This is a genomic window from Methylobacterium sp. NPDC080182 (assembly GCF_050281105.1).
In the GTDB taxonomy this organism is placed as follows: domain Bacteria; phylum Pseudomonadota; class Alphaproteobacteria; order Rhizobiales; family Beijerinckiaceae; genus Methylobacterium.
This window is the reverse complement of record NZ_JBNNWO010000003.1, coordinates 170,706-194,288: the sequence shown is the minus strand read 5'-3', so window position 1 is coordinate 194,288 and position 23,583 is coordinate 170,706. Positions and strand designations below refer to the sequence as shown.

The following is a 23,583-nucleotide window of genomic DNA, read 5'->3' as shown; positions in this document are numbered from 1 at the left end:
GAAAAACACGGAAATCCGAAAAATCGTGATTACCAACTTCGGTCGCAGATCAGCTAATATTTCGGCCAGAGGCAAATTATATGTCAGAATTCTTCCGGTGGTCTCGTTCGAGCGATGGATTTTGGGCCACGGATCCGTGGAATATGTGCGATCTGTATGAATTAAAACTGGATGGTGAGAGGCTCGGCGACAGTGATAGGTTCGAGATCTGCGTGCTCAGGCTTCAAGCTCTCGGTCGGAAGGCAATCGTGACTTGGCAGCCGACGCCTGCTTGGACCGAAACATTCTTTGAATTGGGTATAAATACAACGTGGTATGATGACATTCACATGCAGATAGTATGCTCAGGGGAGAAAATACTTAGTTATTTTTGGATCGGCACTAGGCTACCAACGGCTGATGAAATCATCGCGGTCAAGCAACGTCATCCATTGTGATGCCTTATAATTGGAATTATAAAGGTGTTAGGCCATGTCAGAACTATGAATTCACTTATTGTGTGTTTGCTTCACGGCGGATGGGTCCGCTGAGCGGTCTTAACTGGTCTTCACGGTCATGTCCGCTCAAATGCGTCCGCTGTCCATAAGCGGACGGGCAGAAATCCACCCGACTCAGCACTAATCGCCGCAGCTTTGCGCCAGGAGCGGACCTTCGTGAGATCGACCACGAAGGTCCGCTCATTGAACGACATCAGACACACGTCGCAACGCGCCCTCGTCGCAGCCGGCGACAAGGGGCGACGGTCCCTTGCGGGTGGGCAAGCCGGTCGCCGCGTTCTCCAATGCATCGATGCGCCGCCGGAAAACCGGACGGATCACCGCGACTGGGAAGCGCCGCGGCCGACACGTCTGCCCCGCGTCCTCCTTCCCCAGGGGAATGAGCGAACTTCCCGGCGCGCCATGCGTCGTCATGGGCGTGCGTTGTGGGCGACGTGCATAACCGATAGAGCGACGCCGCCACACTCTTGTCCCATACCTGGCACCATGCTTGACTTGACGTTGAGCGATTCCGGCGGAAGGGCCGTCTCTTGATGCCGACGACGTTCACGGCGGACCCCGAGTTCGCCCATCACTTCCGGCGCCTGCACCAGGTCTTCATGTACGTGACGGACCGGTGCAACCTGGAATGCGAGCAGTGCATCTACAAGCCGAGCATCTCGCACTTCATCAACGAAGAGATCCCTCTCGACGACGCGCTCGGGTTGCTGGCGACCTTCCGCAAGCTCGGCGCCGGCAAGGTGACGTTCCTGGGGGGCGAGCCGACGCTCTACGGCCATAGGCAGGGCGGCCTTCCGCTGCTCGAACTGATCGAGGGCACCCGCGCGCTCGGCTACGAGTACGTGCGGATCGACACGAATGGACAGCGCGTCTCGTCGCTGCTCGAACAGCCGTCGTTCGCGCGTCTGGACGAGGTCGCGTTCAGCCTCGACGGCTTCTCGGCGCAGACCAACGACCCGCTCCGCGGCAAGGGCACGTTCGTCCGGGCCGTCGACGCGATCCGCAAGGCCGTCGGCCTCGGCTACTTCGTGACCGTGACGTGCTGTGTGCAGAAGCTATTCCTGGACCGCGACGAGGAGGGGATGCTCAACCTCGAACGGATGATCCGTTTCGTGGAGGAGCTCGGCGTCCACCAGGTCAACTTCCACGACCTGTTCAAGGTCGGCATCCCGATGGATACCTGGACGGGGAACTTCGCGCCCCGCCCGCAGAACTGGGTGCCGGTCTACGAGGAGCTCTCGGCCAAGGTCCGGTTCGGGGCGTTCGGCATCAAGGTCCGGCTGCCCCAGTGTTTCGTGACGAAGGCCGAGTTCGCGCGCGCGCCGGACTACTACGGCTATTGCCCGGTCAAGCTCGGCGAGCGGGTCATGGTCCACCCGAACGGCACGATCCGGATCTGCTCGAACCTCATCTGCACGGCCTTCGGGGTGGCGACCTGGGGCGAGGGTAGGATCGGCTGGGAACGGTCGCACGCCAACGAGTTGGCGGGGCATGACCTCGACCGGATGACGCCGTGCACCAACCGCAGCCGTCACAAGAAGTACGGCGACCTCGTCCCGGTCTGCTTCTCGTTCAAGCCGGGCCAGGACGAGTACGTGTGGAACCACCGGCTTGCCTGGGACGCGGCCAGGGACGACGCCTCCATGATGGTCGGGTGAGCCGATGACCGTCGACCGCGTCCTGAACGCGACGCTTGAGAAGGCGGGTGTGGCCGCCGGCCTTCTCAAGGGCCTTGAGATCCTGAGTGCCTCGGGAGCCGACAAGGCCGGGAACGAGACCGTCCACCTCGCGACGAACGACAGGATCGAAAAGGCCCTTGCCGACGGCTCCTTGGGCGTCTGCATCCATGTGACCGGAGGTGCTCGGGCCCTGACCGACCCGGTCCACCGCAGCGTGTGCACGGCCATCGTCGGACGCGGGAACCACCCTTTCACCGTGCTCTACAAGGTTCCGGCGGAGAAGCGGTCGAACCGGAACCGGATCGTGGAGTGGAACCTGCGCCAATGGGGCCAAAAGGGCTTCAGGAACTGGCGCGAACGCTTCCAGGCCATCGACCTTGTCGGGCACCGCTCCGTCGACCTGAAAGCCTATGATGCAGGCCATGAGATCCAGTTCTCGGTCTTCGGCAATCGGTTCATCCAGATACAGGGCGAGCATTCCGAGGCGGCAAAATCCAAGCTGGTCTGGCTCATTCGTTCCGAAAGGATCAACGAGGCCCTGACAGAGCAGGCCTTGAAGGCGTCCAGCAAGTCGGCGGACATCGACGAGAGCCTATTCAGGGAGTTCTCCCTCGACCTGCATAGTGTGCTGTCAAGGTACCTCCTGCGTAAGGTTGCTTCCAAGCCTGGCATCGACCGGGACGGCTTGCTGGGCGACCCGAACCTAATGAATGCAATCGGCGACCCGCCGGAGGTGCTGGACGGCCTGCGCGTCATGGACTTCATCGTCCAGGATCAGGCGTCCGCCTTGAAAGTGACCGACCAGGGTCGAGAGTTCCTATCCAGCCTGTGATGCCGAGCGATGAAGGACGATTTCAGCGCGAGCGTGTCGGCTTGGCTACGGGACATGGAGATGGAGGAGACCCAGCTCCTCTTCGGCTCCAGGATCTGGCTCGGTTGCGAGGGTGACCACGGGACCGAGGTCGGCAAGGCTGCTTCGGAGGTGTTCAAAAGCCTGGGCGCGGTGGTGGCGTGCTCCTGTGACTGCATGGATCCTTTCGAGGAGGATGCGGCGAAGGAGAGGCTGCATGCGTCCGAGACCGTCGTCATGTTCGCGTCGACCATCGACATGGCCGCGCGGAGCCTTGAGTTCTGTCATGAGGTCGGACCCGCATCGTCCTCGCTGACCGAACGCCTCTTCGTCACGATCCCCCAGAAACATGAGACCGGGTTCATCAAGAGGCGAATCGAACGGCATGGCGCTAAGGTCTTTGTCTACGACGCGCCCGACGTGTCCAATGGCAAGATCTGCGCGCACATGGTCAGCCGCGCGTACTCGTTGCGCAAGCAGGCGGAGAGGGTGACGAGGGAAATGGAGGAGAGCTTTTCGCCGACGCTCGGCATCGTCGTCGCGTTGGAGGTCGAGTTCAGGGCTGCGCAAGCCATCCTCAAGGACCCGGGCAGGCCGATCCGCAAGCGGGACGCTAATGGGTTCCGCGAGTATCTACCGGGCTACATCGATGCCTATGGAGGCGGACGCCACAAGGTCGTGCTGATCATGGTCGGCATGGGCAACAACAAGGCGACTGCCCAGGCCATGCGGCTGCTTCAGGACTTCAAGTCTGTCCAGGAGCTCATCATGGTCGGCATCGCGGGCGGCGTGCCCGGTCTCAAGGCAGGGCAGAAGGACGTCCGGCTCGGCGACGTCGTCGTCACCGACGAGACTGGCATCGCCCAGTCCGATATGGGAAAGGTGACCGACGCCGGGTTCCAACACAGGCCGCCGCCTCGTGCCGCGTCGCAGGCATGGTCAACGCTCTCGAAGGGCCTCCTTGCGGCGCAGGCACCTCTGCAGGACTACTGGGGCTACGTCGACGAGATCTGCGCCGCGACGGACTGCGAGAGGCCTAAGAAGGATGTCTTAAGGGATGGCGTCGGCGACGAGGCGGCAGTGGCCACGCGACGCATCACGGACAAGCGACGGGCAAAGGGGCGCCCGTTCGCCCATAACGGGCGCATTGGCAGCGGCAATGCCGTGATCAAGTCGGCCGAGGAACGGGAACGGCTCCGCGACGAGCTGGATATCATCGCCATCGAGATGGAGGGGTCCGGCATCGCGGAGGCGGCTTGGCAGTCGGAACGCGGTTACATCGTCGTAAGAGGTATCTGCGACTATGCGAACGGCGGCAAGGAGAAGTCCTGGCAGCCTTATGCATCGGCCGTCGCCGCTGCCTTCGTTCGACACATGGTAGAGAGCATGCCACTTAACGGCGACACGACTGAGACGAGGTGATCTTGCCTTGAAGATCGTCACTTGGAACGTGAACGGCTTGCGGGCGACCGTCCGCAACGATTTCGAGGCCTGGCTGCGCTTGGCCGAGAACGACATCGTTTGCCTCCAGGAAGTGAAGGTGCAGGAGGACCTGCTTACGACCAACTGGTTCGAGGGCTACGTCGCATTCTGGAACTCGGCCGAGCGGGGTGGCTACAGCGGCGTCGCGACCTTAGTCCGCGAAGAATTGAAGGTGCACGGCGTGACGCGCGGCATCGGCCATCCCTCCGACGTCGAGGGCCGGGTCCTAACCGTGGACTTCGAGACGTTCAGCCTCGTCAATGTCTACGCGCCCCACAGCCATCGCGAGCTGACGCGGGTCGCCGAAAAGGTCTCGTTCCTTGAAGCGCTCGACGCCTTCATCGCCAAGAAACGCGTGGCCGGACGGCCCCTCGTCCTGGTCGGCGACTTCAACGTCGCCCATACCGAGATCGACCTCGCGAACCCGGCCCCCAACCGCGGCAATGCCGGGTTCCTGCCCGAGGAGCGTTCCTGGGTCGACCGGCTGCTGGCGTCGGGGTTCGTCGACGCCTTCAGGCAGTTTGAGCCCGGCGGCGGCCATTACACCTGGTGGAGCATGCGCTCGACCGTACGCGCCCGGAACATCGGCTGGCGGCTCGACTACGTCTTCGTCGAGAAGACGCTGCGAGGGGACCTCGTCGCCTGCCGCCACCTCCCTGACAGGACCGGTTCCGACCACTGCCCGGTCGAGGTCGAGTTGAACGTCCCGGAACCCGCGGACAAGGCGGATGGCATCCCGCGGCAACCGACGCCCTACCAACTCGCCCGCCGATCCGCGGGGACCGGCCTCGTCGTCTGACGATCGGACCGGCGCATCGGCCGCGAGCCCGCCGCGACGCGACGGGGCGCGCCGCTCACATGTAGAATCGATACCGCGGGTCAGGCACCTGACCCTCCGCGACATGTTTGAGGATCTCGCCGACCTGCCGGGCCGCCCGCATCGTAATGGGCAGCGCCCCGTCGAACTGGGTGTTGTTCCAGTTCATCTTGGTCAGCGCCATGGTCTCCTTCAGGAGCATGTCCCAGTCGGAGCGGTCGCGCCGGTGCGCCCTCATCATGAGGGGGTTCGGGACGTAGAGCCCAGGATAGGTCGCGAAGAAGTCCACGCTTCCGCGCGTGTAGAGGAGCGCCGCTTCCCGGTCGAGCCGCATCGCCGTACCGCGGAGCGGCGGGTAATCGCCGTCCCGCACGAGGCGCACGGGCGACCGCCGGGGTAGCCAGATCAGATCGACCTGGTCGATGCCGAGCTCGTCGATGGCGGCCTCGAAGCCGGCGGTCTCCTCCCGGTGGAAAGGGGAGCTCTTGTGGACGACCAGGCGCGCCGGGTAGGTACCCCATTCGCGCTTGTAGGTCGTCAGCGAGTTCCTGGTCAGCGCGTAGGTATCCTCCTCGGCAAGGTAGGGGTGGCGGTCGGTTTTGTCGCGCAGCGCCCGGCCACCCTTGAGGATCAGGCCTTCGCCGCGCTCGTCAAAGAGCTGGGCCGAGCTCGTCCGCAGGGTCGTGCGTCCGAGGTCCTCGAAGAAGCTGATCCCGAGGAAGGTCGCGGAGAACTCGTCGCGTTCGCGCACCATGCGCCAGGGCGTGCCGCCCGCCTTGTAGTAGAGAGCGCAGAACAGGTTCCAGGCTCGCGTGGCCTCGTCCTGGACCCTGCGCGTCGAGAGTTTCGCCAGCTTGCGCCGGATCACCGCCCGCTCGTCGTAGGTCGATGGCCAGACGATCTGGATCGGCACCTTGTAGGCCAATGTGGCGGCCTTCAGGGCTCCCCGGAAATCCTCGTAGAGGCGGGCGTTCCGCTCGTCCTCGCTATCCTGGTCCTCGCCCTCTTCCGACGCTTCCTCCACCATCGGGGAGCGCTCCGATTCCTCCGTCGTCCGGAGGTTTTTCACCCGTTCGATCAGCTCGACCGGCAGGGCGCAGACGACGACCTGGGGCGGACGGTCGAGTTCCGACAAGTCGCGGATCTCCTCCTCGAAGAGCTCGACGGCCATCCGGATGGCGAGGTCGTCGCGTTCCTCGCCGGTGACCTTGGAGAGGCTGGCCGGCCGCAGGACACGTTGGTGGTGACCGTCGATCTCGAACCAGCAGCGAAAGGGTCCGTTGATGCCGCTGCCCGGGAAGGCGGGGAAGAGGTTGGGCTGCCGGCTCGGCTTGGCCGGGATCTCGTCCTCGCATCGGGCGAACCATTCCCGGAACCCGTCGACCGTCTCGGAGGACCCGATCACGCCGACGCGGACGGTCCGCGTTGCCTGCATGGAGAAGTCGACCGGACCATGGTCGATCAGGCCGAAGCGCACGTCTTGGTGGCGCGCGCCGCCCCCGAACTCCAGCAAGGGCTCGTGGACGTGCTGGAGCCTAAAGGTCGAGTTCACGCTGGCCTGCCTTCCGCGCCTTGCTCATCTCGGGGTCCTCGCGCTCCGACCAGAGGTCGTCCGGGACACCGTACTGGTGCGTCATCAGTTCGAGCGTCTCGAAGCTGAGGAACGGGTATTCGGAGCGCAGCATGTCGCCGCGTTCGGTCAGGAGGGCGCGCCACATCCGGAGGTGGCCACGTACGTTGGAGTTCCTCTCCAGCTCCTTGATCTTCTTGAGGTAGTCTGAGGCGAAGGTGCTCTCCTCGTATCCGTCCCGGGTGAAATGGTAGGTCGGCTCGACGGCGAGGTACCACTCGCCATCGAGCTCGAGGAACCGGGGGACGAAGGCGGCGTGCCTTAGGTATGACGGGGCATTCTTTCCCTTGTTGAGGCCGTGCTGGGACACGACGGTGCGCCTGCTGTCGCCCCGCGCGTCGGCGAAGGTGAAGTCGCGCTTGCCCCGCTTCTGGGGATTGCCCTTGAAGAAGTAGTACCGGCGAGCGCGGTCGAACACGAGACGCTCCCGGACCCGCTCGCCGAGGCAAAGGCCGAGCAGGCGCACGAACAGCCTCCTGCTGGCCTCGCCGTCGGCCTCCGCCCATTCCAAGGTCTCAATCTGGTCGATGCTGCCTTGGTCGCACGCGTCCTCGAAGAGAGGGTCGTCGAGGTCCCGGAAGCTTACCAGCCGGTCGCCGTCCACGACCCAGTCGATGGGAGGCCGCTCCAACCTGCGCTTAAGTGCATCCCTGACATCCGCGGCGCTCCCCTCGATGCTCGCGATGTTGACCCTGTGCGGGAAGCTTGCCCGGAGCAGGTTCGTCTCCAACTCCTCCTCAACCCGCATGGACGGCGTGACCACGCCCGGCCGCGCGAAACCCGCGACGAGGGCGACCAGCTTGCCGACGGTTTGCGGAGTGAGCTCGTCCTCCTGGCGGACGAACACGACCTTCCTGGATCGCTTGCGATCGGGGTCTTGGAAGTACGACTGGATCGATTTCCAGCAGACGAGTTCGGTTTCGGGATTGACCACGACTAGGATGACCGGCGTATTGGCGTTCAGCCAATACTCAAGGTCCCGCTCGTCGACCCTGAAGGAGAACGTCTCGCCGTTATCCTCGGCGAGCTTCTGGACCGTCTTGAGCTGCGCCGCGATGTACTGGGCCTTGACCTCGCCCGTCTCGGAGTCCCGCAACTCGATGAAGCCGTCTATGCCCGCGTCCAGGGCGCCCGTCGGGTGGAAGGCGAGGCCGGAGTCGCCGACGCGTACCGCAAAGCGATGGACGCCGCCGTCGCCCTGCAGTTGATTCCTCGTGAGCTTCTTCAAGGACTGGCCTACCTCGCGGTCGCGAGACACGTTACCATCGAACGTACCGGATTTGTTCGCTGGCCGCGAGGCTCGCCGCCGAGGCGTCCCGGCTTTTTTGTCCCGAGGGCGCAACTGACCGCCACGACGGCGAGGACATCGCAAAAGTAGGCCGTCCGCTTGGAACGACGAGCGTTCAATGGGCTATGACATGCGGACATTATGGCCACTTGCGAAATGTCTTGTGTGGATGGCTCCCGCATTGCAAGTGGCGAATTGAGCTTCTGACGCGTTGGTCGGGTGCAGTCTTGTGTCCGGCCTGTCGATGCAGTCGTTCATGTTGACTGCTGGCCCTGATGGTATCCGCGAACTGGGTCCCACTCTGCTTCGCGGGCTATGACGCCCTAGACATTACGCGGGGTGTCCCAGCTCCCGGTCTGACCGGTTCGCCATCAACTCTCATCGTCCTCGCAACCTCAAAAACGCTTTTCTTCGTGCTGTCAGGCGACCGCGGTCGCTGGTGCGCGGTAGGTGCCGCCGCGGGTCATGATCGCCCAGGCGACCCGCGCCGTGCGATTGGCCGCCGCAACGGTCACCACGCGCACCGGCTTGCGCTGGAGCAGTGCCGGCAACCGCGGGTCGACCGAGGTCGGCGTCGCCTTCGCGCGGCGGATCAGAGAGGTCATGCCGACCACGAGCAGGCGACGCAGGTAGCGGTCGCCCATGCGTGAGATCCGGCCCAGGCGCTCCTTGCCGCCACTGCAGTTCTGCAGCGGTGTCAGTCCCAACGAGGCCGCAAACTGCCGACCGGAGCGGAAGCGCTCGGGCTCGCTCACCGAGGCGGCCAACGCGGTTGCCGAGACGATGCCGACACCCGGGATCGTCGCCAGGCGCTGCGACAGGTCGCTGTCCCGATGCCAGGCGAGCAACTCCTTCTCCAGTCGGGTGAGCTGGATCTGCAAGGCACCGATCTGATCGGACACCTCCAATTACCGTGATGACGGCGGTGTCTGCGAGGGTTCAGCGAAATGCTGAGCGCTTTGGGGATCTGAAGCTGTCCTCGCGCCGGTCGCGAGCGGGGCGAAAAACCCCCTGTCCCGCCCCTCAGGCAGTCCTCGCGCGGGAGCCGGTGAGCCAGACCGCCCGGTTCATGTTGTACGCGAGGTTGGCCAGGCCGATCTTCATCCGAGCTCTCGCTAAACCGATCGTGCGCACCACGAGCCCCATCGGCCCCTTCTGCCGGGCAAAGACATGCTCGATGGCTGCGCGGACCTTGGACTTCTCGCCGTTAGCCCGGGCGACGTTCCTCGCCATCGGCTTGCCCGGCGGCTTCTTGCGATGGATGCGGGAGCGGAAGCCGTTGCCCGCCAAGTGCGCCTCGTTGGCCTTCGAGCGGTAGGCCGTGTCGGCCCAGACTTCGCCGGATGTGTTGGCCTTCGAGAGGAGACCGGGCAGTTGCGCCCCGTCGTGGCGGGCCGCGTCCGTGGCGATCCAGGTTCGGATCAGCCCATGACGGCGGTCGATGCCGACGTGGTTCTTGTAGCCGAAGGCCGGCACCGCGAGGTCGATCCGCTTCGACCCATCTTCGGCCGGCTTGGCCTTCGACCACTTGATCGTCCAGCGCGCGTCGCGGTCCTTCTGGGCGAGCCTGGCCGGCTTGGCCTTCCAGGCGTCGGGCACACGGCCGGCCTTCAGATCCGCCTTCTCGGCTTCCGTGTTGCGCTGCTTGGGCGCGGCCACCACCGTGGCGTCGACGATCTGCCCGCCCATCGCCAGGAACCCGGCCTGCCTCAGGGCCGCCTCGTAGGCCGAGAACAGCACTGCAATGGCCGGCTTCCCCGCAATCTCGGCCCGGGTGAGCGCCTCGCGGAACGTCCAGATCGTGTTGGCGTCCGGCACCGGGTCGGACAGCCCCAGCCCGAGGAAGCGCATGAACGACAGCCGGTCCTTGATCAGAAACTCCGTGCGCTCGTCCGACAGCGAGTGGCTGGCCTGGAGGATCAGCACCTTGAACATGAAGACGAGATCGAACGGTGGGCGACCGCCCTTCGACCCGTCTGAGCGAGGCACGGCACGGGCGAGATCGTCCCGGAACAGCTCGAAATCGACGATGCGGTTCAGCCGCTCCAGCGCGTCGCCCTTGGCCGAGAGATCCTTCAGACGCTCATCGACGTCGAAAAAACCGGGCTGACCGCGCATCGCAGCACCTCACAGGCCGACGACGCCATCACACCACGAAACCCCTCAAACCGCGAGGTTTTTGGAGGCGTCCGATCGGCCAGCCCGGTCACCACGCGCTGGGCTAACGGCGGCACCTCGGCCGCGTCTCCGGCCGAGAGCCTGGCCGCCAGTTCCAGCGCGTGCCGCAGGCCCCGCGCCATCTCGATCCCAAACTCGGCGAGCAGGCCGCGGATCATGTTCACCAGCTGCGTGCGTTGTTTGACCAGCAGGTCGCGCGCCCGGTGTAGCGCCAGCGCCGCCTGCTGGTCGGTCGACTTCACCGGCACGAACCGCATGCTCGGGCGCGTCACCGCCTCGCAGATGGCAGCGGCGTCGTTCGCATCGGTCTTACCGCGCTTCACATACGGCTTCACGTAAGACGGCGGCATCAGCCGCACGTCATGGCCGAGCATTATGAGTTCCCGGGCCCAGTGGTGCGCCGTGCCGCATGCCTCCATGCCGACCAGGCAGCGCGGCAGCTTGGCGAAGTACGGCATGACCTGCGCCCGCCGCAGCGCCTTCCGAACGACGACGTGCCCAGCTGCATCGACGGCGTGAACCTGAAAGATGCTCTTGGCCAGATCGATGCCGACGGTGGTGATCTCCATGGGGATGGCTCCTGCATGAGCGTGGCTGCTGCTTCGACAGCGACCACATCTTGGCACCGAGATGCCGTCAGTTGGAGCGGGAGCCATCCACCCCATCTGCTTCAGGCCGTCGAGCAGACTTTCGAGATGGGGGCGTGCAAAGTCAGCTATGGGTCAGGTGTTCGCATGCAGCTTCTTCAATTGACGGTACAATGCCGCACCGTGCGTTCACGATGACGCCCTGCCACCGCCGTCCGATCATTCCGACGGAAAGACCGAAGCGGTCTGAGGCTGTATGCCGACCCTTCCCTGTTTCCGTGCCCGATGTCGGCGTTGGCGCTCTGCGGGTGTCATCGCGGTCACTCCAAGCGCTCTGCGCCCAGGCTTCTTCGTGGTCGGAGCGACCACGAGGCCCTCGCCATGCAGGTGCCGGATCCAACGCATGATCTCGCCGGGCGTCGGATCGTCCGCCCGGGTCATCATCAGGAGGACCACGGCGGAGAGCTTCCGAGGCCTCACACCCCGATGCAGACGCTGCATGAATCATAGCAAGCCCGCGAGGCCGTAATCCCGATACGCGCGTCGATGGTAGGCGAAGACGAACGGCCACCGGTGTCGCTCCCGGTAGTTCGCGATCCTGGCCTGCAACTTCAGGAATTGGTCGCTCGGGAACCCCGGAGCTGAGACAGAGAGGCTCTGAGGAGAGGAGCCTTTCAGTCCAGACCGGCTGGCGACCGCCCGTCCGTATCGCTTGCAGACAGGCTCGAGCCGCTCCTCGAGATAGTGAGCGTATGCCGATCGCATTTCGCGATGAAGGCACTCAAGCCTGTCCTTCGTCGCGGCATCGAGGTTGAAGCGCTGCTCGGCGTCAAACAAGGCGGCCTGCCTCTGTTTCGACAGGGATCGTGGCTGTCCAAGTGTGACGCATTTCGTGACGGCGTGCCAACTTCATCGTCGACCATTTTCGTGATACAATACGTGACAAGATAGCGGCGGCTTCCGTTCCGCCGACGCCAAGATTTCGTGACCATATCGTTACGCATACATGTCTGCTGGATGGATCGCGCCGCCCGGTCTTTCGTCCAGTTGCCATCGGGTCGGGTGCGCCGCGGATCGGGTTCTGAGCGGATGGATATGCGGCGATACCGGCGCGGCCGGTTCGCCTGTCGCACCCGCGGTCGTTCTGTGTACCGTGCCGCGAAGCGAGGGCTTGTCACCGCCCCACACGGTACAGGCCGAGCGCGTCCTTGACCGCCTCGAGCGTCGCCTGCGTGACACCGCGGGCGCGGCGGGTGCCGTCGCGCAGGATGTCGCGGACGTCGTCCGGGCGATCCGCCCAGGCGGTGCGGCGCTCCCGGATCGGTGCGAGCAGATCGAGCAGCACGGTCTCCAGGCGCCGCTTCACCGCCGTGTCGCCGAGGCCGCCGCGCCGGTAGTGCGCCTTCAACTCGTGGACGGTGTCGCGATCCGGATCGAACGCGTCGAGATAGGTGAACACGACGTTGCCCTCGACCCGGCCCGGATCGGTGACGCGCAGATGGTCGGGATCGGTGTACATCCGGCGCACCGCCGCGCGGATCGCGTCGTCGGTCGCCGACAGGGCGAGGGCGTTGCCCTGCGACTTGCTCATCTTGGCGCGCCCGTCGACGCCGGCTAGGCGACCGCTCTCGGGAATCAGCGCACGCGCCTCCGGCAGCAGCGTGTGCCCGACCTGCCGATTGAGCCGCCGTACGATCTCGTTGGTCTGCTCGATAATCGGAGCCTGATCGGCGCCGACCGGAACGAGCGTCGCCCGGAACGCGGCGATGTCGGCGGCCTGGGCCACGGGATAACACAGGAAGCCGGCCGGGATGTCGCGCCCGAATCCGCGCACCTGGATCTCCTCCTTGATCGTCGGGTTGCGCTCGAGACGTGCCACCGTGACGAGGTTGAGGAACAGCTGCGTCAGCTCGCACAGCGCCGGCAGGGCCGACTGCACGCAGATCGTCGTAAGCTCCGGATCGATCCCGACCGCGAGGTAGTCAAGGGCGACTTCGTGGACGTGGCGCGTGATGTGCCCGGAGTCATCGGCGTTGTCGGTGAGCGCCTGCGCGTCGGCGATCAGGACAAACTGGTCGTGGCCGTGCTGGAGCGCGACGCGGTTGCGCAGGCTGCCGCAGTAATGGCCGAGATGGAGCGGACCGGTCGGGCGATCGCCGGTCAGGATGACGGCACCCGGATCGGTCGAGGTGGCGGGCATGGGCGGTTCTCCGGGTGGGAGCTGCCGCGTCGGGTAGATTATCAGGATTGCGAACAGACCCGCCGAACGTCGGCGGCAGGGTTCGTGTTCTTGATATGACGTATCGTGTTGCTCCTCAGAGGGAGCGCCACCAGGAAGCGCAGGCTGCCGCGGCAACGAACATCCTGCCGCGCTGTCGCCCGTCACAGGAACTGACGCCGGTGCCGTGACGGACCGTGGCCGCAGGCACGTCGGTGTCATGGACGGCGCGTTCGCCCGCGGCGGAACGGGCCGCGGGCGAACCGGTGGTCAAGCGACGGATCAGGGTCGCGTCGTCGACCCGAGCGGCGGCTCGGTCCGCGCTCCGTCCGCGGACGAAGGCTTCGGCTGGCCGTGGAGTTCCCCCGTCAAGTTCGATGGGCGCGGCTGATCGACGTTCGCCCCCGGTCTCGCGGTCCCGAGCATCCTGTCGACGGTCCGGCTCCTTGCTGCCTCGTACGACAGGCCCGGCAGCTCGGGCGATGCCGTGCTCTGGGGCTTTGCCGCGGTCGAGGTCGAGGTCGAGGCTGAGGCCGCGTTCGGGGTAGCGGTTCGATGGTCCTGACCGATCGTCGCCGGACCGGCGGTGGCCCCTGTCCGCGTCCCAGTCGCGCCGCCGGTCGCCACGGGCGTCGTCACAGGCGTCGTGGCAGCCATCGTCGGCGTCGTCGTCGCAGGCGTCGTCACAGCTGTCGGGGGCGTCGACCGTACCACAGTCGGGGCTTGCACGGTGGGTGCGTGCTGGATCGCGGATCCCGTCGCACCCTGAGCCTCGCTCGACGGTGACGGCCGTGGTGTCGGTCGAGGCGCTGCCGCATCCGTGCTCGGCGGCGCGGTCCTCCGGGACGAGGGCTTCCTGGCCGCGCGCTTCTCACACCGGCCGAGATAGCGCTGCAGCTGCTCGGCGCCGAGCGTGCGTCCGCCGAGGCGCAGGCGCTTGGCGATCTCGGCGAGCGGGTGCCCGAGCTTGAGGGCTGAGCGGATCTGCGGTGCGAGTTCGGTCACCGCCATGAGCGTGGTCATCTTCGGCACTGCCGGTACCGGCGGCTCCCGCATCAGCGCGTCGAGCGCGTCACGGTTGGCCGCTATCTCGCCGGGCGAGATCGGCAAGGGCTTGGTCCGAGGCTGTGGCGTCGGTCGTGTCGTCGGCTGCGTCGTCGGCTGTGTCATCGCGTGTCTCGCTGAGAGTTGACGGGTCTGGTCAGGGCGCTGCATGCGGCCCCGACACGACTATGGTCACGCTTCGTCACGTGGACTGCAAGTGGATCGTAAGAGCAAGTGGCGATCTTCGCGTTCGTGATGTGTGTTATCGCGCGCGATTCGCAGTAAATCCGGATTGACGTCTTTGATGTTGTGGACCTTGTTGCAGGGATGTCTAGGCGATCTGTTGCGGATCGTGCGGACGAACGGTCCCGACCCGGAGCCTGACCCGTGACGATTCATCGAAGCCCATCCGTCCCAAGGCACGTCGCTCGCCTGCGCAATCCGAGCGCCGGCAGCCCGCGGTGGTGGGGCGTCATCGGTTGTTCGCGCCCCGATGCCGAGGCTGTGGCCGTGGGGTGGTCGTCCCGGAAGGACGGTCCCGGAGAGAACACGGAGGGCAGGATGCTCCTTGCTATCCGCGCCGGCCGAGCCGGGCGCGGGCCGCAAGGAGACGCTGCCGTTCGGCGCTGACCGCTTCTCACACCCGCTCACCTGTCGGGGCGAGCCCCCGAACCCCCGTCCCAGAAGCCCCAGAAGCAGCCCAGAGAGGAGCACCGTGATGCCCGGCCAACGCGGAAGCGAGACACGCATCCTGACCCATCAGGTCGGGATCCGGCTCACCTCGGAGGAGCACGAGCGCCTGCTCGGCGAGGCGGCGGCCGCGGGCCTGACACTCGCCGCGCTCACCCGGCGGCGGCTGCTCGGCCTGCACATCACCGCGCAGGTCGATGCCGAGCTGATCCGCGAGTTGCGCCGCCTCGGAGGGCTGGCAAAGTTGGCTATCCGAACGCCCGGCATGGCCGAGAGCGGCCGCCGCGCGCTGCAGGCCATCCGCGCCGCGATCGCGCATCTGGCCGCACCGTCGTGATCGGCAAGCGCATGCCCAGGCGCCTCGACGGCGCGCCGGTCGCCCGGCAGGTGGTGCAGTCCGCCGCCTACATCGACCGTGGCGGCGACGAGCCGGAGCGAGGCGACGTCTTGGCCCGGGGCCAGCTCCATCTCATCGCCGACACGCGCGCGGGACAGGTCGCGGAGATGATCGCCACCGCGATGGGCGCCCCCCGCGCCCGCAGCCCGCTCGAGCACATCGTCCTGTCGTGGCGGGCTGGCGAGCAGCCGACCGTTCGCCAGATCGAGCAGGCGCTCGCGATCCTGCTGGAGGAGACCGGCCTGCGCGGCCATCAGGTGCTCTGGACCCAGCATCTCGGCGGCTCCGGCAACGCCCACGTCCACGCGCTGGTCTCGCGCGTCGCACCGGATGCCGACAAGCCGACGCGGGTGGCTTTCTTCCATCGAGCCATCGGGCGCGCCGTCGCCCGGATCGAGCACGTCCAGGGCTGGCAACGCGAGCCCGGCGCGCACCACGAGGTCCTGGCGGACCGAAGCATAGGAGAGCAGCATGTCATCCGGTACAGGGCACAGGGGCAGCCGGCCCATGGACTGGGCCTACGTCGCGGCCGGCGAGGCGAAGGGCGCGCACCGGGACACGGGCGAGATCCTGAAGTTCCTCCGCGCGGGGAGCGAGGAGGCCGATCCGATCGCGGCGATCATCGATGGCCAGGACCGGGCTTCGAGCCGCCTCAAGCAGATCCTGGAGTTGCTGCACAAGCTCGACGCGGATCTCCAGGAACTGCGCCTCGAACAGCTGCGGCAGGGGCAGGAGATCGCGGAACTGCGCCGACAGAGCGGCGACATCCACCCGATCCTCATGAACGCACGAATCGGTCAGGCATAGCCCACCGGCTCGCCGCGATGAGGCTGCGCTGCGCCGGCATGGCCCAGGCCAGCGCCCGAGCGCGAAGCGCGCGTGAGCATGACCCGTTCCAGCCCGGTCCCGGCGGCGACGCGACTGCAGAACGGGAGCGCTGGTCGGTGACCGCAACCGACGCGCCGGCGGCCCTGGCCGCGCGGCGTCTGGCCGAGGTGCGCATGCGGCTGGCGCATCGTGCGGCGGGTGCGGACTTGGCGCTCGCCCGCAGCGTCGTGTCGGGCGACGCGCTCCCGGCCGGCGCCGCCCGCGCCGAGATCTACCGCGGTGAAGCGAGCGCGGCGCGGCGCGCGATCGAGATCGTCGGCCCGATCGTGACGCGGGTGTCATCCTGGACTGACCTGCACGCCGCGCTCGCGCCACACGGCATCACCTACGCGGCGAAGGGGTCGGGCGCGGTGATCTTCGTAGACGGGATCGCCGTGAAGGCCTCGACCTGCCGGGCGGCGAGCCGCACCCGCCTCGAGACGCGCCTGGGGCCGTTCCAGCCGCGACCGGAGCCCGTGGATGCGCCGCCCTGGACCGAGCATCCGAAGAAGACAGCCACCGCGCCTTCACCGCGGCCGGCCCCGGGTGTCGACCCGGATGTATTCGCCCTCGCCCGGCAGGCGGAGACGGCGGCGAGCATGGCGCGGAGTGCTTATGACGCCACCTATCCGATGCTGAACTTCGCGCCCCTGCTGAAGGCCGCCGTCGCCGGCCCGGCCCCACGCGCGGCACCGAATGCGCGTACCCTGGCGCAGCAGGCCGGCAAGCCATCGCCGCGCTTGGCACCGGTGCGGCGGCTGGCCCACGATGGCGCGAACCTGACCGGTCTCCTCGGGCGCTACCACGACGCGCTGCGGGCCGATCTCTACCGAGTTGTGGCTGAGCGGCCTCGGCTGCGGGACCACGTCGATCGCGATGGCGACCCGGAGCAGGAGCGCGACCGGCTGATGCAGCTGACGCCGCGCCCGATGGCCGAGGTCGCGGCGGGCTGGGCGGCGCTCGAGCGGGTGGGCGGAACCGAGAGCCATGTCCACCTGACGCCGATCTCCGGAGACCGCCACCACGTCGTGCTCTCAGGCCTGCGCAGCGCGCAGGTGGAGAGCCTGCAGGCCTCCGGGTTCACCCCGGCCCTCGTGCTGCACAGGAGCGGCGGGCTGCACGAGGTCGTGTTGACGACGCCGAACCAGGGCAGGCCGTACGAGCAGGCCGCCCTGGCCGAGGCGAGCGAGGATCTCCGGCTCGGCCTCGGCGTCGCCCGCAGCCCCCACGGCCTGCGCGTCGACGACCCCGATCATCCAGCAGCGGCGACGCCCGACGAGGACGGTCGCACGCGCCGGGTCTACGCGCAGGTCCTGAGCGCGACCGGGGCGATATGCGTGAAGCTCGGCCGGCGGATCGCACACTGGATCGGCATCTTCGCCTGCCGCTTCGGTCTCGGGCCGGGCTCGCGCCTCGGCCGCGGCTTGGACCCGGATGCAACCGAGGCGGACGACGCGCGGCCGCACGCGGACGCGCCGGTGTACTGGGCGCACCGCGCCGACCTCCTGGCGCGCTGGCAGGAGCGCTGGCCCGAGCCGTCGCGGGTCGACGCGCTGATCGCCCGCCGCCTGCGCGGCACCGGCCACGGTGAGGACGCGGTCGCCGCCCTGATCACCGCCTGCGCGCCGCTTGTGCCGCGGATCGGCCGCCACGCCTGGACCGGATACGGCCGGCGCGCGGCGGCCCACGCCTTCCGGGACGATGGCGAGGAGGGCTGTCGGATGTTCGACCGATCCTCCCCGGCGATGTGGCCGGAGCTGGAGCAGGCCGTGCGCAAACGCGCGCAGGCCGTCCAACAAGAGCCGTCGATGGTGCCGGTTCAGCCGGAGGCCTCGCCCGTGACACCGCCACCACGAAAGATCCGGGCGGGTACGACGGAGAAGGGCAAGCGGCCCGGTGGACGCGGCGACGACTGGTGGGATTAGCGACCGTCGATAGATCAGATCTCGGCCTTCAACGGCGCGATCGCGGTATCGATCCCCAGGATGAGCGCCTCGTAGCGCGCGCCGGACTGCGCCCGCAGGGCCATGCCGGACAGGGTGGTGAGGTAGAGTTCGGTCAGTGCGGGGACCAGCATCCCTGACAGGTGCTCGTCGGCCACCGCGCGGGCCAAACGACGCTCGATCGCGTCGACGATCCGCCCTCTGTATGCCGCCACGACCGTGGCGACCCCGGCATCCTCCGGGCGCAGGTTCACGGGGCTCGTCAGGATCAGGCAGCCGCGCGCCGGCGACGCGACCGTGTACAGCCGGGCTGCTTCGTCGAGCAGGCCGTCGAACGCCTCGACGGGATCCTCGGCATCGAGACACGCCAGGACAGGCCCGAACTGGCGCTCCCAGTACCGGGTGAGCGCCGCCTCGAACAGCTTCGCCTTCGATCCGAACGCCGCGATCAGGCTCTGGGGATGGGGGACGGACATCGCCGACAGCAGCGCCTTGTACGAGGTGCCGCCGTAGCCGCGTTCCCAGAACAGCAGCATCGCCTGGCTCAGGGCCTGCTCCCGGTCGAAGCCCCAGGGGCGTCCGCGCGCCATCGGCACCTCGATATTCTGAGTGATCGCTCATCGGTCGGATAGGGCGTGCTGCCAGCCCACGCAACAGAAGATGAGCGGTCGCTCGGACGAGCGCTCACTCAGATGAGCAGTCGCTCAGATAGCTGGTGAACATCACAGAAGACGAGAAGACGACGCGCTCCCGGGCCTCTGCGGCCGCGGGAGCGGATAGATGGGGGCAAGCGAACCGGATCAGGCGAAGGCCCTTCGCCCCAAAAGCCCAAGGAGGACGGGGACGGCAAGGCGCGGCGCTCGGACAGCGCTCGCGGCAAGTCGGTGAGGCGCCTTCGCTCCCTCTCCAGATGATGGATACCGAAAATGACAGATCACGACGCGCTCTCGGGCGCGAACGAGCCCGGCCGCCCGCACGAGACGCCCGGCTTGTGGGTACGCGCGCGGGTCGAGCGCCCGCGCCGGCACAAGGACGGCCTCGTCCTCGAACTCCGGCCCGTCGATCCCGGCCGCACCGGACGGCTCAACGCCTTCCTGTCCGGCGACTTCATCCGCCAGATCCAGGACGTGACCGGTGTCCTGCTCGATCCGAGCCGCATCTTCGGCGAACACCAGCTGAAGCTGGCCGTCACGGCCGAGCCGCAGGGCGATCTCAGTGCGCAGGTCGTCGGCTTCGTGCGCGATGCCTTCCTGCCGGGATGGGCCGAGCAGGATGTTGCGGTCCGCGATGCGATGGAGGCCGACAGGCTGTGGGACCGACAGCACCACCTGTCGATCCCGCGTAGGCTCAGGCGGGTGTTCCTGGTCGAGCCGGCTGATCGCGCACCGCATCCGCTCGGTGACGAACTCGGCCGCTGGTGGGATCAGGGCGCGATCGAGCTGATCCGACACGCCGTCGCCTTCGAGCAGCCCGGTTCGGTCGCGGCGCTCCACGAGGCCATCGGCAGCGCCCACGACCAGCACGAGTGGGGAAGCCTCGATCTCGTCATCGTCGAACCGGGCGCGGGGTTCGCGTTCCGCGCCCTGTCGGATGACGGGCTGCTGCGGCAGGTCGCCGTCCTGCCGGTGCCGGTGATCACCCGTCGAGCGACGTCGCCGGTGCTGCTCGACAGCATGGCGTGGCGCTGCTTCGATCGCCCTGACGAGATCCTGGCCTTCCTGGCCGACATCCTCCGGGACGAGCTGCGGCTCGCCGACCGGCCGCGGCTCGACGCGATCGCCGAGCTGATCGAGGCGGCTCCCGCGGCCAACGTGACGGCGAACCCGCCGCCCTTCGCGCGCGGGCCGCTGTTCGACTGACGTCCCCTCGACGATCCGGCCGCCCGCACGCTGGCCGCCGGATCACCGCCCCATCCCGAACCACGCGAACGACTCCATGCGACACCACAGATTCTTCCATACGACCCGAGGGGCGCCGCCGGTGCGCCCGGGCGATGTCCGCCCTCCCCCCGTCCGCCCGGACGGCGCGAAGGCGGCTCGGGGCGCCGACGAGATCCGCGAGCTGCGCGACCTGCTCGGTTGGCTGCGCCAGCGCCTGCGCGGCGAGCATACAGTCCGGGCCAGTGTCCTGACCGTCGAGCCCGTCGGAGCGGGAAGCTACCTGCTGCTGCTCGGCGAGGCCGATCCCGGCGGCAGCCTCGAGCCGCCACGGCTGAAAGTCCGGCTCGAGGCGGCCGACCTCGCCGCTCACCGCAGCGCGGTCGGCGACGAACTCGATCCGGTGGCCCTCGTCAATCGGGTGGTCGACGTCAGGCTGAGCACCTCCATGCGCCAGCGCTACGGGCGCGGTGCCGGGGTCCAGGCCCGGGTCACCGCCCTCCTCTCCGTCGACACGGTGCCGATCGCGGGGGAGATCGAGCGCGAGCGGACGCTGCAGCTCTTACGGCTGGGCGGGCGGCGCTTCGGGCCCGGGACATGGACAGAGCCGGAGGATCCGCGCCACATCGCGCTGATCGCGGCCGAGTTCGGCGATGCCCGCCGCGACGTCGAGCACGTCCTGCGCCCGCTCGAGGAGATCGGCCTGATCCGCATCCACAGGATCTGGGCGGCGTTCGAAGGGCCTTCGGCGGAGCGCGCGCTGGGCGAGGCGTTCGCCCGAGCGGGCGAACTGCACCGCGAGCACCGCCTGTCGGCGACGCTGGTCTGCCGCGGCGGCGGTCCGGTCGAGGGGTTCCAGGCGCTCAACGCTTACACGACGGCGAGCGCGGCCGCGGCAGCCGAGCTTCCGAACCTCGTCACGGGGCTGGGCCATGCCGGCACGCCGCCCACCGCCCTGGACGCGGTCGCGGCGCGATCCGAGCCGACGCCGACGGCCGCGGCGATGCTGGTGCGCCGGCTCGTCGAGGCCACCGGTGTCCGGGCCGAGCGCGCGCTCGCGGCCTTCGACGCCGCCATGGCGGAGGATCTTGAGGCGGCCGGACGCATCGCCCTGACGTGGGCCTCGCAAGGGTTCGACCAGACGATGCGCGATCTCGCAGACCTGGCCGAGCGGGCGATGCGGCAGCTGGATCGAGGTGTCGAGCGCAGCCTGCTCGCCGGCCTCGCCGTGGCGGCCGACGCGGCGACGGGCACCGTCGTTGGCGTGATCGAGCCGGTCGACGCTCCCGTCCAGGCGCTCCGGCTCGGAGGCGGGGACGACGATGGCGGCCCAACCGCGGAGGCGGGCTGGGCGCTGGTGACCGCGGCCGAGACCGGCCTCGTCATCGAGCGCCACGACGAACTCGAGCCCAACATGCCGCTGTTCCTGCACTTCCGCGACGGGACGACCGTCGTCCGGGTCGTGCCGACCTTCGTCGCCTACAACTGATCCCACACCGAGGAGACCCACCATGACCGAGACCCGTTCACCCGAGACGCCGAGCTTCCTCACCGCGGTCCGGCGCATCGAGGCGCTGACCCAGGAGATCCAGAGGGACGGCTTGGCCGCCTTCGAGAAGGCCGAGGCGGCCTATGTCGAGGTGCAGGAGCTACGCGCCGTGCTGAATGCCCGGATCGCGGAGCTGCGCCGCCGGACGGCATAGCGCGACGATCCGCGTTACCGCCGATGCCATAGCCTCGGCGGTAACGCGGTGGGAACGCGGCCACGACGCACGTCGCGGAAGCCGAATCGGCACAGGCATGGGCACTGAGCCAAACCCCGGAAGGGCTGAACACCTCAGCCAGAGACAAGCCTTGCGGCTATCGGCGAAGGTAGCGTCGGAGCTCTCGCTCTACGTGGGCGCTGCTCGGCGCTTCCCCTCCGCTGAGATGCCTTGTTTCGAAGTAAGATGCCAACAGCCGGTCCGGGCACGATGGAGCGTCCCTGGTATCGACCTACGCCCGTCAAAAGTGAGCGCCGATTGGCGGTAAGGGTGAGGATGAGGAGCCAAGACGCGCGACAGGATGGGTAGCGCGGCGGCCGCTCGGCCGCCGCGCACCGACGCCTGCCTAGCGCAGGAGCTGCAGGATGCCCTGGTTGGCGGTGTTGGCCAGTGACAGGGCGGAGATGCCGAGCGACTGCCGGGTGGACAGCGCCTGCGAGTTCGCCGCCTCCTCGTTCATGTCGGCGTTGGTCAGGTTGGCCGATCCCGTGCTCAGCACGTCGATGATGTTCTTGGTGAAGTCCTGGCGGTTCTGCACCGTCGAGAGGTTCGAGCCGAGGTTCGACGAGAGCGACTTCAGGGAGGTGAGCGCATTCGTCAGCGCGTCGGAGGCCTTGCCGAGATCGGCGTTGTTCTGGATGCCGACGTTGCCGCCCGCCTGGGTCGCCGACGAGTCCACGAACGATCCGAGGCCGAGGCTGTCGGCCGTGAGCGCGTTGCCCTGAACCGTGAGCTTGGACTGGGCGGTGCCGGTCTTCTCGTTGAAGGCGATGGTCAGGTTGTCGCCGGTGAGCAGGTTGGTGCCGTTGTAGCCGGCGTCCTTGGCCGTCTGGTTGAACTGGTCACGCAAGGCGTTGAACTGGCTGACCAGGGCCGAGCGCTGCGCCGAGGTGCCGCCGGCGGCGGAAGGGGTCGCGCCGCCGGTGAGCTTGGCGAGTTCGGTGGGACCGGCCGTGAGTGTACCGGTGCTCGTGTTCAGCAGGCCGGCGTTGACCGTCAGGGTGTCGGAGCCGGTGCCGGTGATCTGCAGCTGACCCTGGCTGTCGATCGCCGCCGTGGCGATGCCCGACTTGTTGATGTTGTTCACCAGGTCGTTGACCGTGCCGGAGGTCAGGCTGACGTTGTAGACGGTGTTGCCGGCGGCGAGCTGCAGGGTGTCGGCCTTGGTGTTGTCGATGCCGACGATGCCGGCCGCGGTCGAGCTCGCGGGGGTGGTGGTGCCGGCGAGCGTCTTGGCCAGAGCGGCATCATGCTGGCTCTTTCCGGTGGCGGTCGCGTCGGCGGCAGTGCCGAGTGCGACGGTGCCCTGAAGCTTCGGTAGGTTGGTCGTGGCGTTCGACTGCGCCTGTGCGACCACCGACTGCATCTGCTTGACGATGCTGGTGATGCTGTCGATGCCCTTGGAGGCCGCCTGGATCGTCTGGATGCCGTTGGAGATGCCGTCGAGCAGCCCCGACAGGGCGGTCGAGCGGTCGGTGAGGCTGGCGGCGGTGAAGTAGTTCACCGGGTTGTCGAGCGCCGAGTTGACCTTCTTGCCGGTCGAGAGGCGGTTCTGGTTCGTGGCGGCGAGCGCGGCGGTGTCTTGCAACGACAGGAGGTTCTGCCGCGTGGCGGCGGACAAGGTGACGGAAGACGACATGGATCGACGGTCCTTCTGGCAGTCGTATCGGGTGCGACGACCAGATCAGGTTCGATCTTCGGCAGTTGACGCAGGAGCTTACAGATTCCGCATCGCGCTTGTGTTGCCGGACGTTCCGTACTTATCGGCGGACGCTG

General features: G+C 67.4%; 18 protein-coding genes and 3 pseudogenes. 12 read left to right on the top strand and 9 right to left on the bottom strand.

Going from position 1 to position 23,583, the window contains the following annotated elements:
• Nucleotides 1-80 precede the first annotated feature (80 nt).
• The 5 genes from ACQKQD_RS06975 to ACQKQD_RS06955 all read left to right on the top strand — a co-directional run bounded on the left by ACQKQD_RS06975 (nucleotide 81) and on the right by ACQKQD_RS06955 (nucleotide 5,307).
• The gene (locus ACQKQD_RS06975) at nucleotides 81-437 is read left to right on the top strand and encodes a hypothetical protein (protein WP_427507922.1); all 357 of its coding nucleotides are present in this window, start codon (nucleotides 81-83) and stop codon (nucleotides 435-437) included.
• A gap of 593 nt (nucleotides 438-1,030) precedes the next feature.
• Complete coding sequence (locus ACQKQD_RS06970; RefSeq protein WP_427507921.1) at nucleotides 1,031-2,155, top strand: radical SAM protein; 1,125 nt, start codon at nucleotides 1,031-1,033, stop codon at nucleotides 2,153-2,155.
• A gap of 4 nt (nucleotides 2,156-2,159) precedes the next feature.
• Nucleotides 2,160-3,008: a hypothetical protein gene (locus ACQKQD_RS06965; RefSeq protein WP_427507920.1), complete on the top strand. Its 849-nt coding sequence runs from the start codon at nucleotides 2,160-2,162 to the stop codon at nucleotides 3,006-3,008.
• 9 nt (nucleotides 3,009-3,017) lie between these two features.
• The gene (locus ACQKQD_RS06960; protein ID WP_427507919.1) at nucleotides 3,018-4,448 is read left to right on the top strand and encodes a hypothetical protein; all 1,431 of its coding nucleotides are present in this window, start codon (nucleotides 3,018-3,020) and stop codon (nucleotides 4,446-4,448) included.
• 7 nt (nucleotides 4,449-4,455) lie between these two features.
• Nucleotides 4,456-5,307 (top strand): exodeoxyribonuclease III, encoded by an 852-nt coding sequence (locus ACQKQD_RS06955; protein WP_427507918.1) that lies wholly within the window; start codon nucleotides 4,456-4,458, stop codon nucleotides 5,305-5,307.
• Nucleotides 5,308-5,362: 55 nt separating this feature from the next.
• Here the strand turns inward: ACQKQD_RS06955 and ACQKQD_RS06950 are convergent, their stop codons facing one another.
• The 7 genes and pseudogenes from ACQKQD_RS06950 to ACQKQD_RS06920 form a co-directional block, all read right to left on the bottom strand.
• Nucleotides 5,363-6,877, bottom strand: coding sequence for an argonaute/piwi family protein (locus ACQKQD_RS06950; RefSeq protein WP_427507917.1), 1,515 nt, complete (start codon nucleotides 6,875-6,877; stop codon nucleotides 5,363-5,365).
• Entirely contained in the window at nucleotides 6,861-8,183 is a 1,323-nt protein-coding gene (locus ACQKQD_RS06945) for a DUF4365 domain-containing protein (protein ID WP_427507916.1), read from the bottom strand. Before ACQKQD_RS06945 ends, ACQKQD_RS06950 begins: the two co-directional genes overlap by 17 nt.
• 479 nt (nucleotides 8,184-8,662) lie before the next feature.
• Nucleotides 8,663-9,145: pseudogene (locus tag ACQKQD_RS06940) on the bottom strand (transposase); the annotation flags it as partial.
• A gap of 121 nt (nucleotides 9,146-9,266) precedes the next feature.
• A complete protein-coding gene (locus ACQKQD_RS06935; protein ID WP_427507915.1) occupies nucleotides 9,267-10,361 on the bottom strand; it encodes an IS5 family transposase in 1,095 nt (364 codons plus the stop codon).
• A gap of 71 nt (nucleotides 10,362-10,432) precedes the next feature.
• Nucleotides 10,433-10,990 (bottom strand): annotated as a pseudogene (locus ACQKQD_RS06930) (IS110 family transposase); the annotation flags it as partial.
• A 1,192-nt stretch (nucleotides 10,991-12,182) separates the two neighbouring features.
• Nucleotides 12,183-13,208 carry a tryptophan--tRNA ligase gene (gene trpS, locus ACQKQD_RS06925; RefSeq protein WP_427507914.1) on the bottom strand — a complete coding sequence of 342 codons (1,026 nt, stop codon included), beginning with the start codon at nucleotides 13,206-13,208 and terminating at the stop codon, nucleotides 12,183-12,185.
• A gap of 300 nt (nucleotides 13,209-13,508) precedes the next feature.
• Complete coding sequence (locus tag ACQKQD_RS06920; protein ID WP_427507913.1) at nucleotides 13,509-14,336, bottom strand: hypothetical protein; 828 nt, start codon at nucleotides 14,334-14,336, stop codon at nucleotides 13,509-13,511.
• A gap of 427 nt (nucleotides 14,337-14,763) precedes the next feature.
• Between ACQKQD_RS06920 and ACQKQD_RS06915 the strand changes: the two genes are divergently transcribed.
• The 4 genes and pseudogenes from ACQKQD_RS06915 (at nucleotide 14,764) to ACQKQD_RS06900 (ending at nucleotide 18,149) form a co-directional block, all read left to right on the top strand.
• Nucleotides 14,764-15,297, top strand: coding sequence for a plasmid mobilization protein (locus ACQKQD_RS06915; RefSeq protein ID WP_427507912.1), 534 nt, complete (start codon nucleotides 14,764-14,766; stop codon nucleotides 15,295-15,297).
• 11 nt (nucleotides 15,298-15,308) lie between these two features.
• Nucleotides 15,309-15,710, top strand: a pseudogene (locus ACQKQD_RS06910) (relaxase/mobilization nuclease domain-containing protein); the annotation flags it as partial.
• A 118-nt stretch (nucleotides 15,711-15,828) separates the two neighbouring features.
• On the top strand, nucleotides 15,829-16,164 hold the full coding sequence (locus ACQKQD_RS06905) for a hypothetical protein (protein ID WP_427508101.1): 336 nt from the start codon (nucleotides 15,829-15,831) through the stop codon (nucleotides 16,162-16,164).
• 137 nt (nucleotides 16,165-16,301) lie between these two features.
• Entirely contained in the window at nucleotides 16,302-18,149 is a 1,848-nt protein-coding gene (locus ACQKQD_RS06900) for a DNA-primase RepB domain-containing protein (protein WP_427508093.1), read from the top strand.
• 14 nt (nucleotides 18,150-18,163) lie between these two features.
• On the opposite strand, the gene ACQKQD_RS06895 is transcribed toward ACQKQD_RS06900, so the two are convergent.
• A complete protein-coding gene (locus ACQKQD_RS06895) occupies nucleotides 18,164-18,757 on the bottom strand; it encodes a TetR/AcrR family transcriptional regulator (protein WP_427507911.1) in 594 nt (197 codons plus the stop codon).
• A 336-nt stretch (nucleotides 18,758-19,093) separates the two neighbouring features.
• Between ACQKQD_RS06895 and ACQKQD_RS06890 the strand changes: the two genes are divergently transcribed.
• The 3 genes from ACQKQD_RS06890 (at nucleotide 19,094) to ACQKQD_RS06880 (ending at nucleotide 21,747) form a co-directional block, all read left to right on the top strand.
• Nucleotides 19,094-20,026, top strand: coding sequence for a hypothetical protein (locus ACQKQD_RS06890; protein WP_427507910.1), 933 nt, complete (start codon nucleotides 19,094-19,096; stop codon nucleotides 20,024-20,026).
• 76 nt (nucleotides 20,027-20,102) lie between these two features.
• Nucleotides 20,103-21,533, top strand: coding sequence for an exodeoxyribonuclease VII large subunit (locus ACQKQD_RS06885; protein ID WP_427507909.1), 1,431 nt, complete (start codon nucleotides 20,103-20,105; stop codon nucleotides 21,531-21,533).
• Between the two features lie 22 nt (nucleotides 21,534-21,555).
• A complete protein-coding gene (locus ACQKQD_RS06880) occupies nucleotides 21,556-21,747 on the top strand; it encodes a hypothetical protein (protein ID WP_427507908.1) in 192 nt (63 codons plus the stop codon).
• A gap of 406 nt (nucleotides 21,748-22,153) precedes the next feature.
• Here the strand turns inward: ACQKQD_RS06880 and ACQKQD_RS06875 are convergent, their stop codons facing one another.
• Complete coding sequence (locus ACQKQD_RS06875; RefSeq protein ID WP_427507907.1) at nucleotides 22,154-23,446, bottom strand: flagellin; 1,293 nt, start codon at nucleotides 23,444-23,446, stop codon at nucleotides 22,154-22,156.
• Between the last annotated feature and the right edge of the window lie 137 nt (nucleotides 23,447-23,583).

Coding starts and splice junctions, on each gene's coding strand:
- ACQKQD_RS06975 (WP_427507922.1), top strand. CDS start 81: ATGTCAGAATTCTTCCGGTGGTCTCGTTCGAGCGATGGATTTTGGGCC.
- ACQKQD_RS06970 (WP_427507921.1), top strand. CDS start 1,031: ATGCCGACGACGTTCACGGCGGACCCCGAGTTCGCCCATCACTTCCGG.
- ACQKQD_RS06965 (WP_427507920.1), top strand. CDS start 2,160: ATGACCGTCGACCGCGTCCTGAACGCGACGCTTGAGAAGGCGGGTGTG.
- ACQKQD_RS06960 (WP_427507919.1), top strand. CDS start 3,018: ATGAAGGACGATTTCAGCGCGAGCGTGTCGGCTTGGCTACGGGACATG.
- ACQKQD_RS06935 (WP_427507915.1), bottom strand. CDS start 10,361: ATGCGCGGTCAGCCCGGTTTTTTCGACGTCGATGAGCGTCTGAAGGAT.
- trpS (WP_427507914.1), bottom strand. CDS start 13,208: ATGCCCGCCACCTCGACCGATCCGGGTGCCGTCATCCTGACCGGCGAT.
- ACQKQD_RS06915 (WP_427507912.1), top strand. CDS start 14,764: ATGCCGAGGCTGTGGCCGTGGGGTGGTCGTCCCGGAAGGACGGTCCCG.
- ACQKQD_RS06905 (WP_427508101.1), top strand. CDS start 15,829: ATGTCATCCGGTACAGGGCACAGGGGCAGCCGGCCCATGGACTGGGCC.
- ACQKQD_RS06895 (WP_427507911.1), bottom strand. CDS start 18,757: ATGGCGCGCGGACGCCCCTGGGGCTTCGACCGGGAGCAGGCCCTGAGC.
- ACQKQD_RS06890 (WP_427507910.1), top strand. CDS start 19,094: ATGACAGATCACGACGCGCTCTCGGGCGCGAACGAGCCCGGCCGCCCG.
- ACQKQD_RS06885 (WP_427507909.1), top strand. CDS start 20,103: ATGCGACACCACAGATTCTTCCATACGACCCGAGGGGCGCCGCCGGTG.
- ACQKQD_RS06880 (WP_427507908.1), top strand. CDS start 21,556: ATGACCGAGACCCGTTCACCCGAGACGCCGAGCTTCCTCACCGCGGTC.
- ACQKQD_RS06875 (WP_427507907.1), bottom strand. CDS start 23,446: ATGTCGTCTTCCGTCACCTTGTCCGCCGCCACGCGGCAGAACCTCCTG.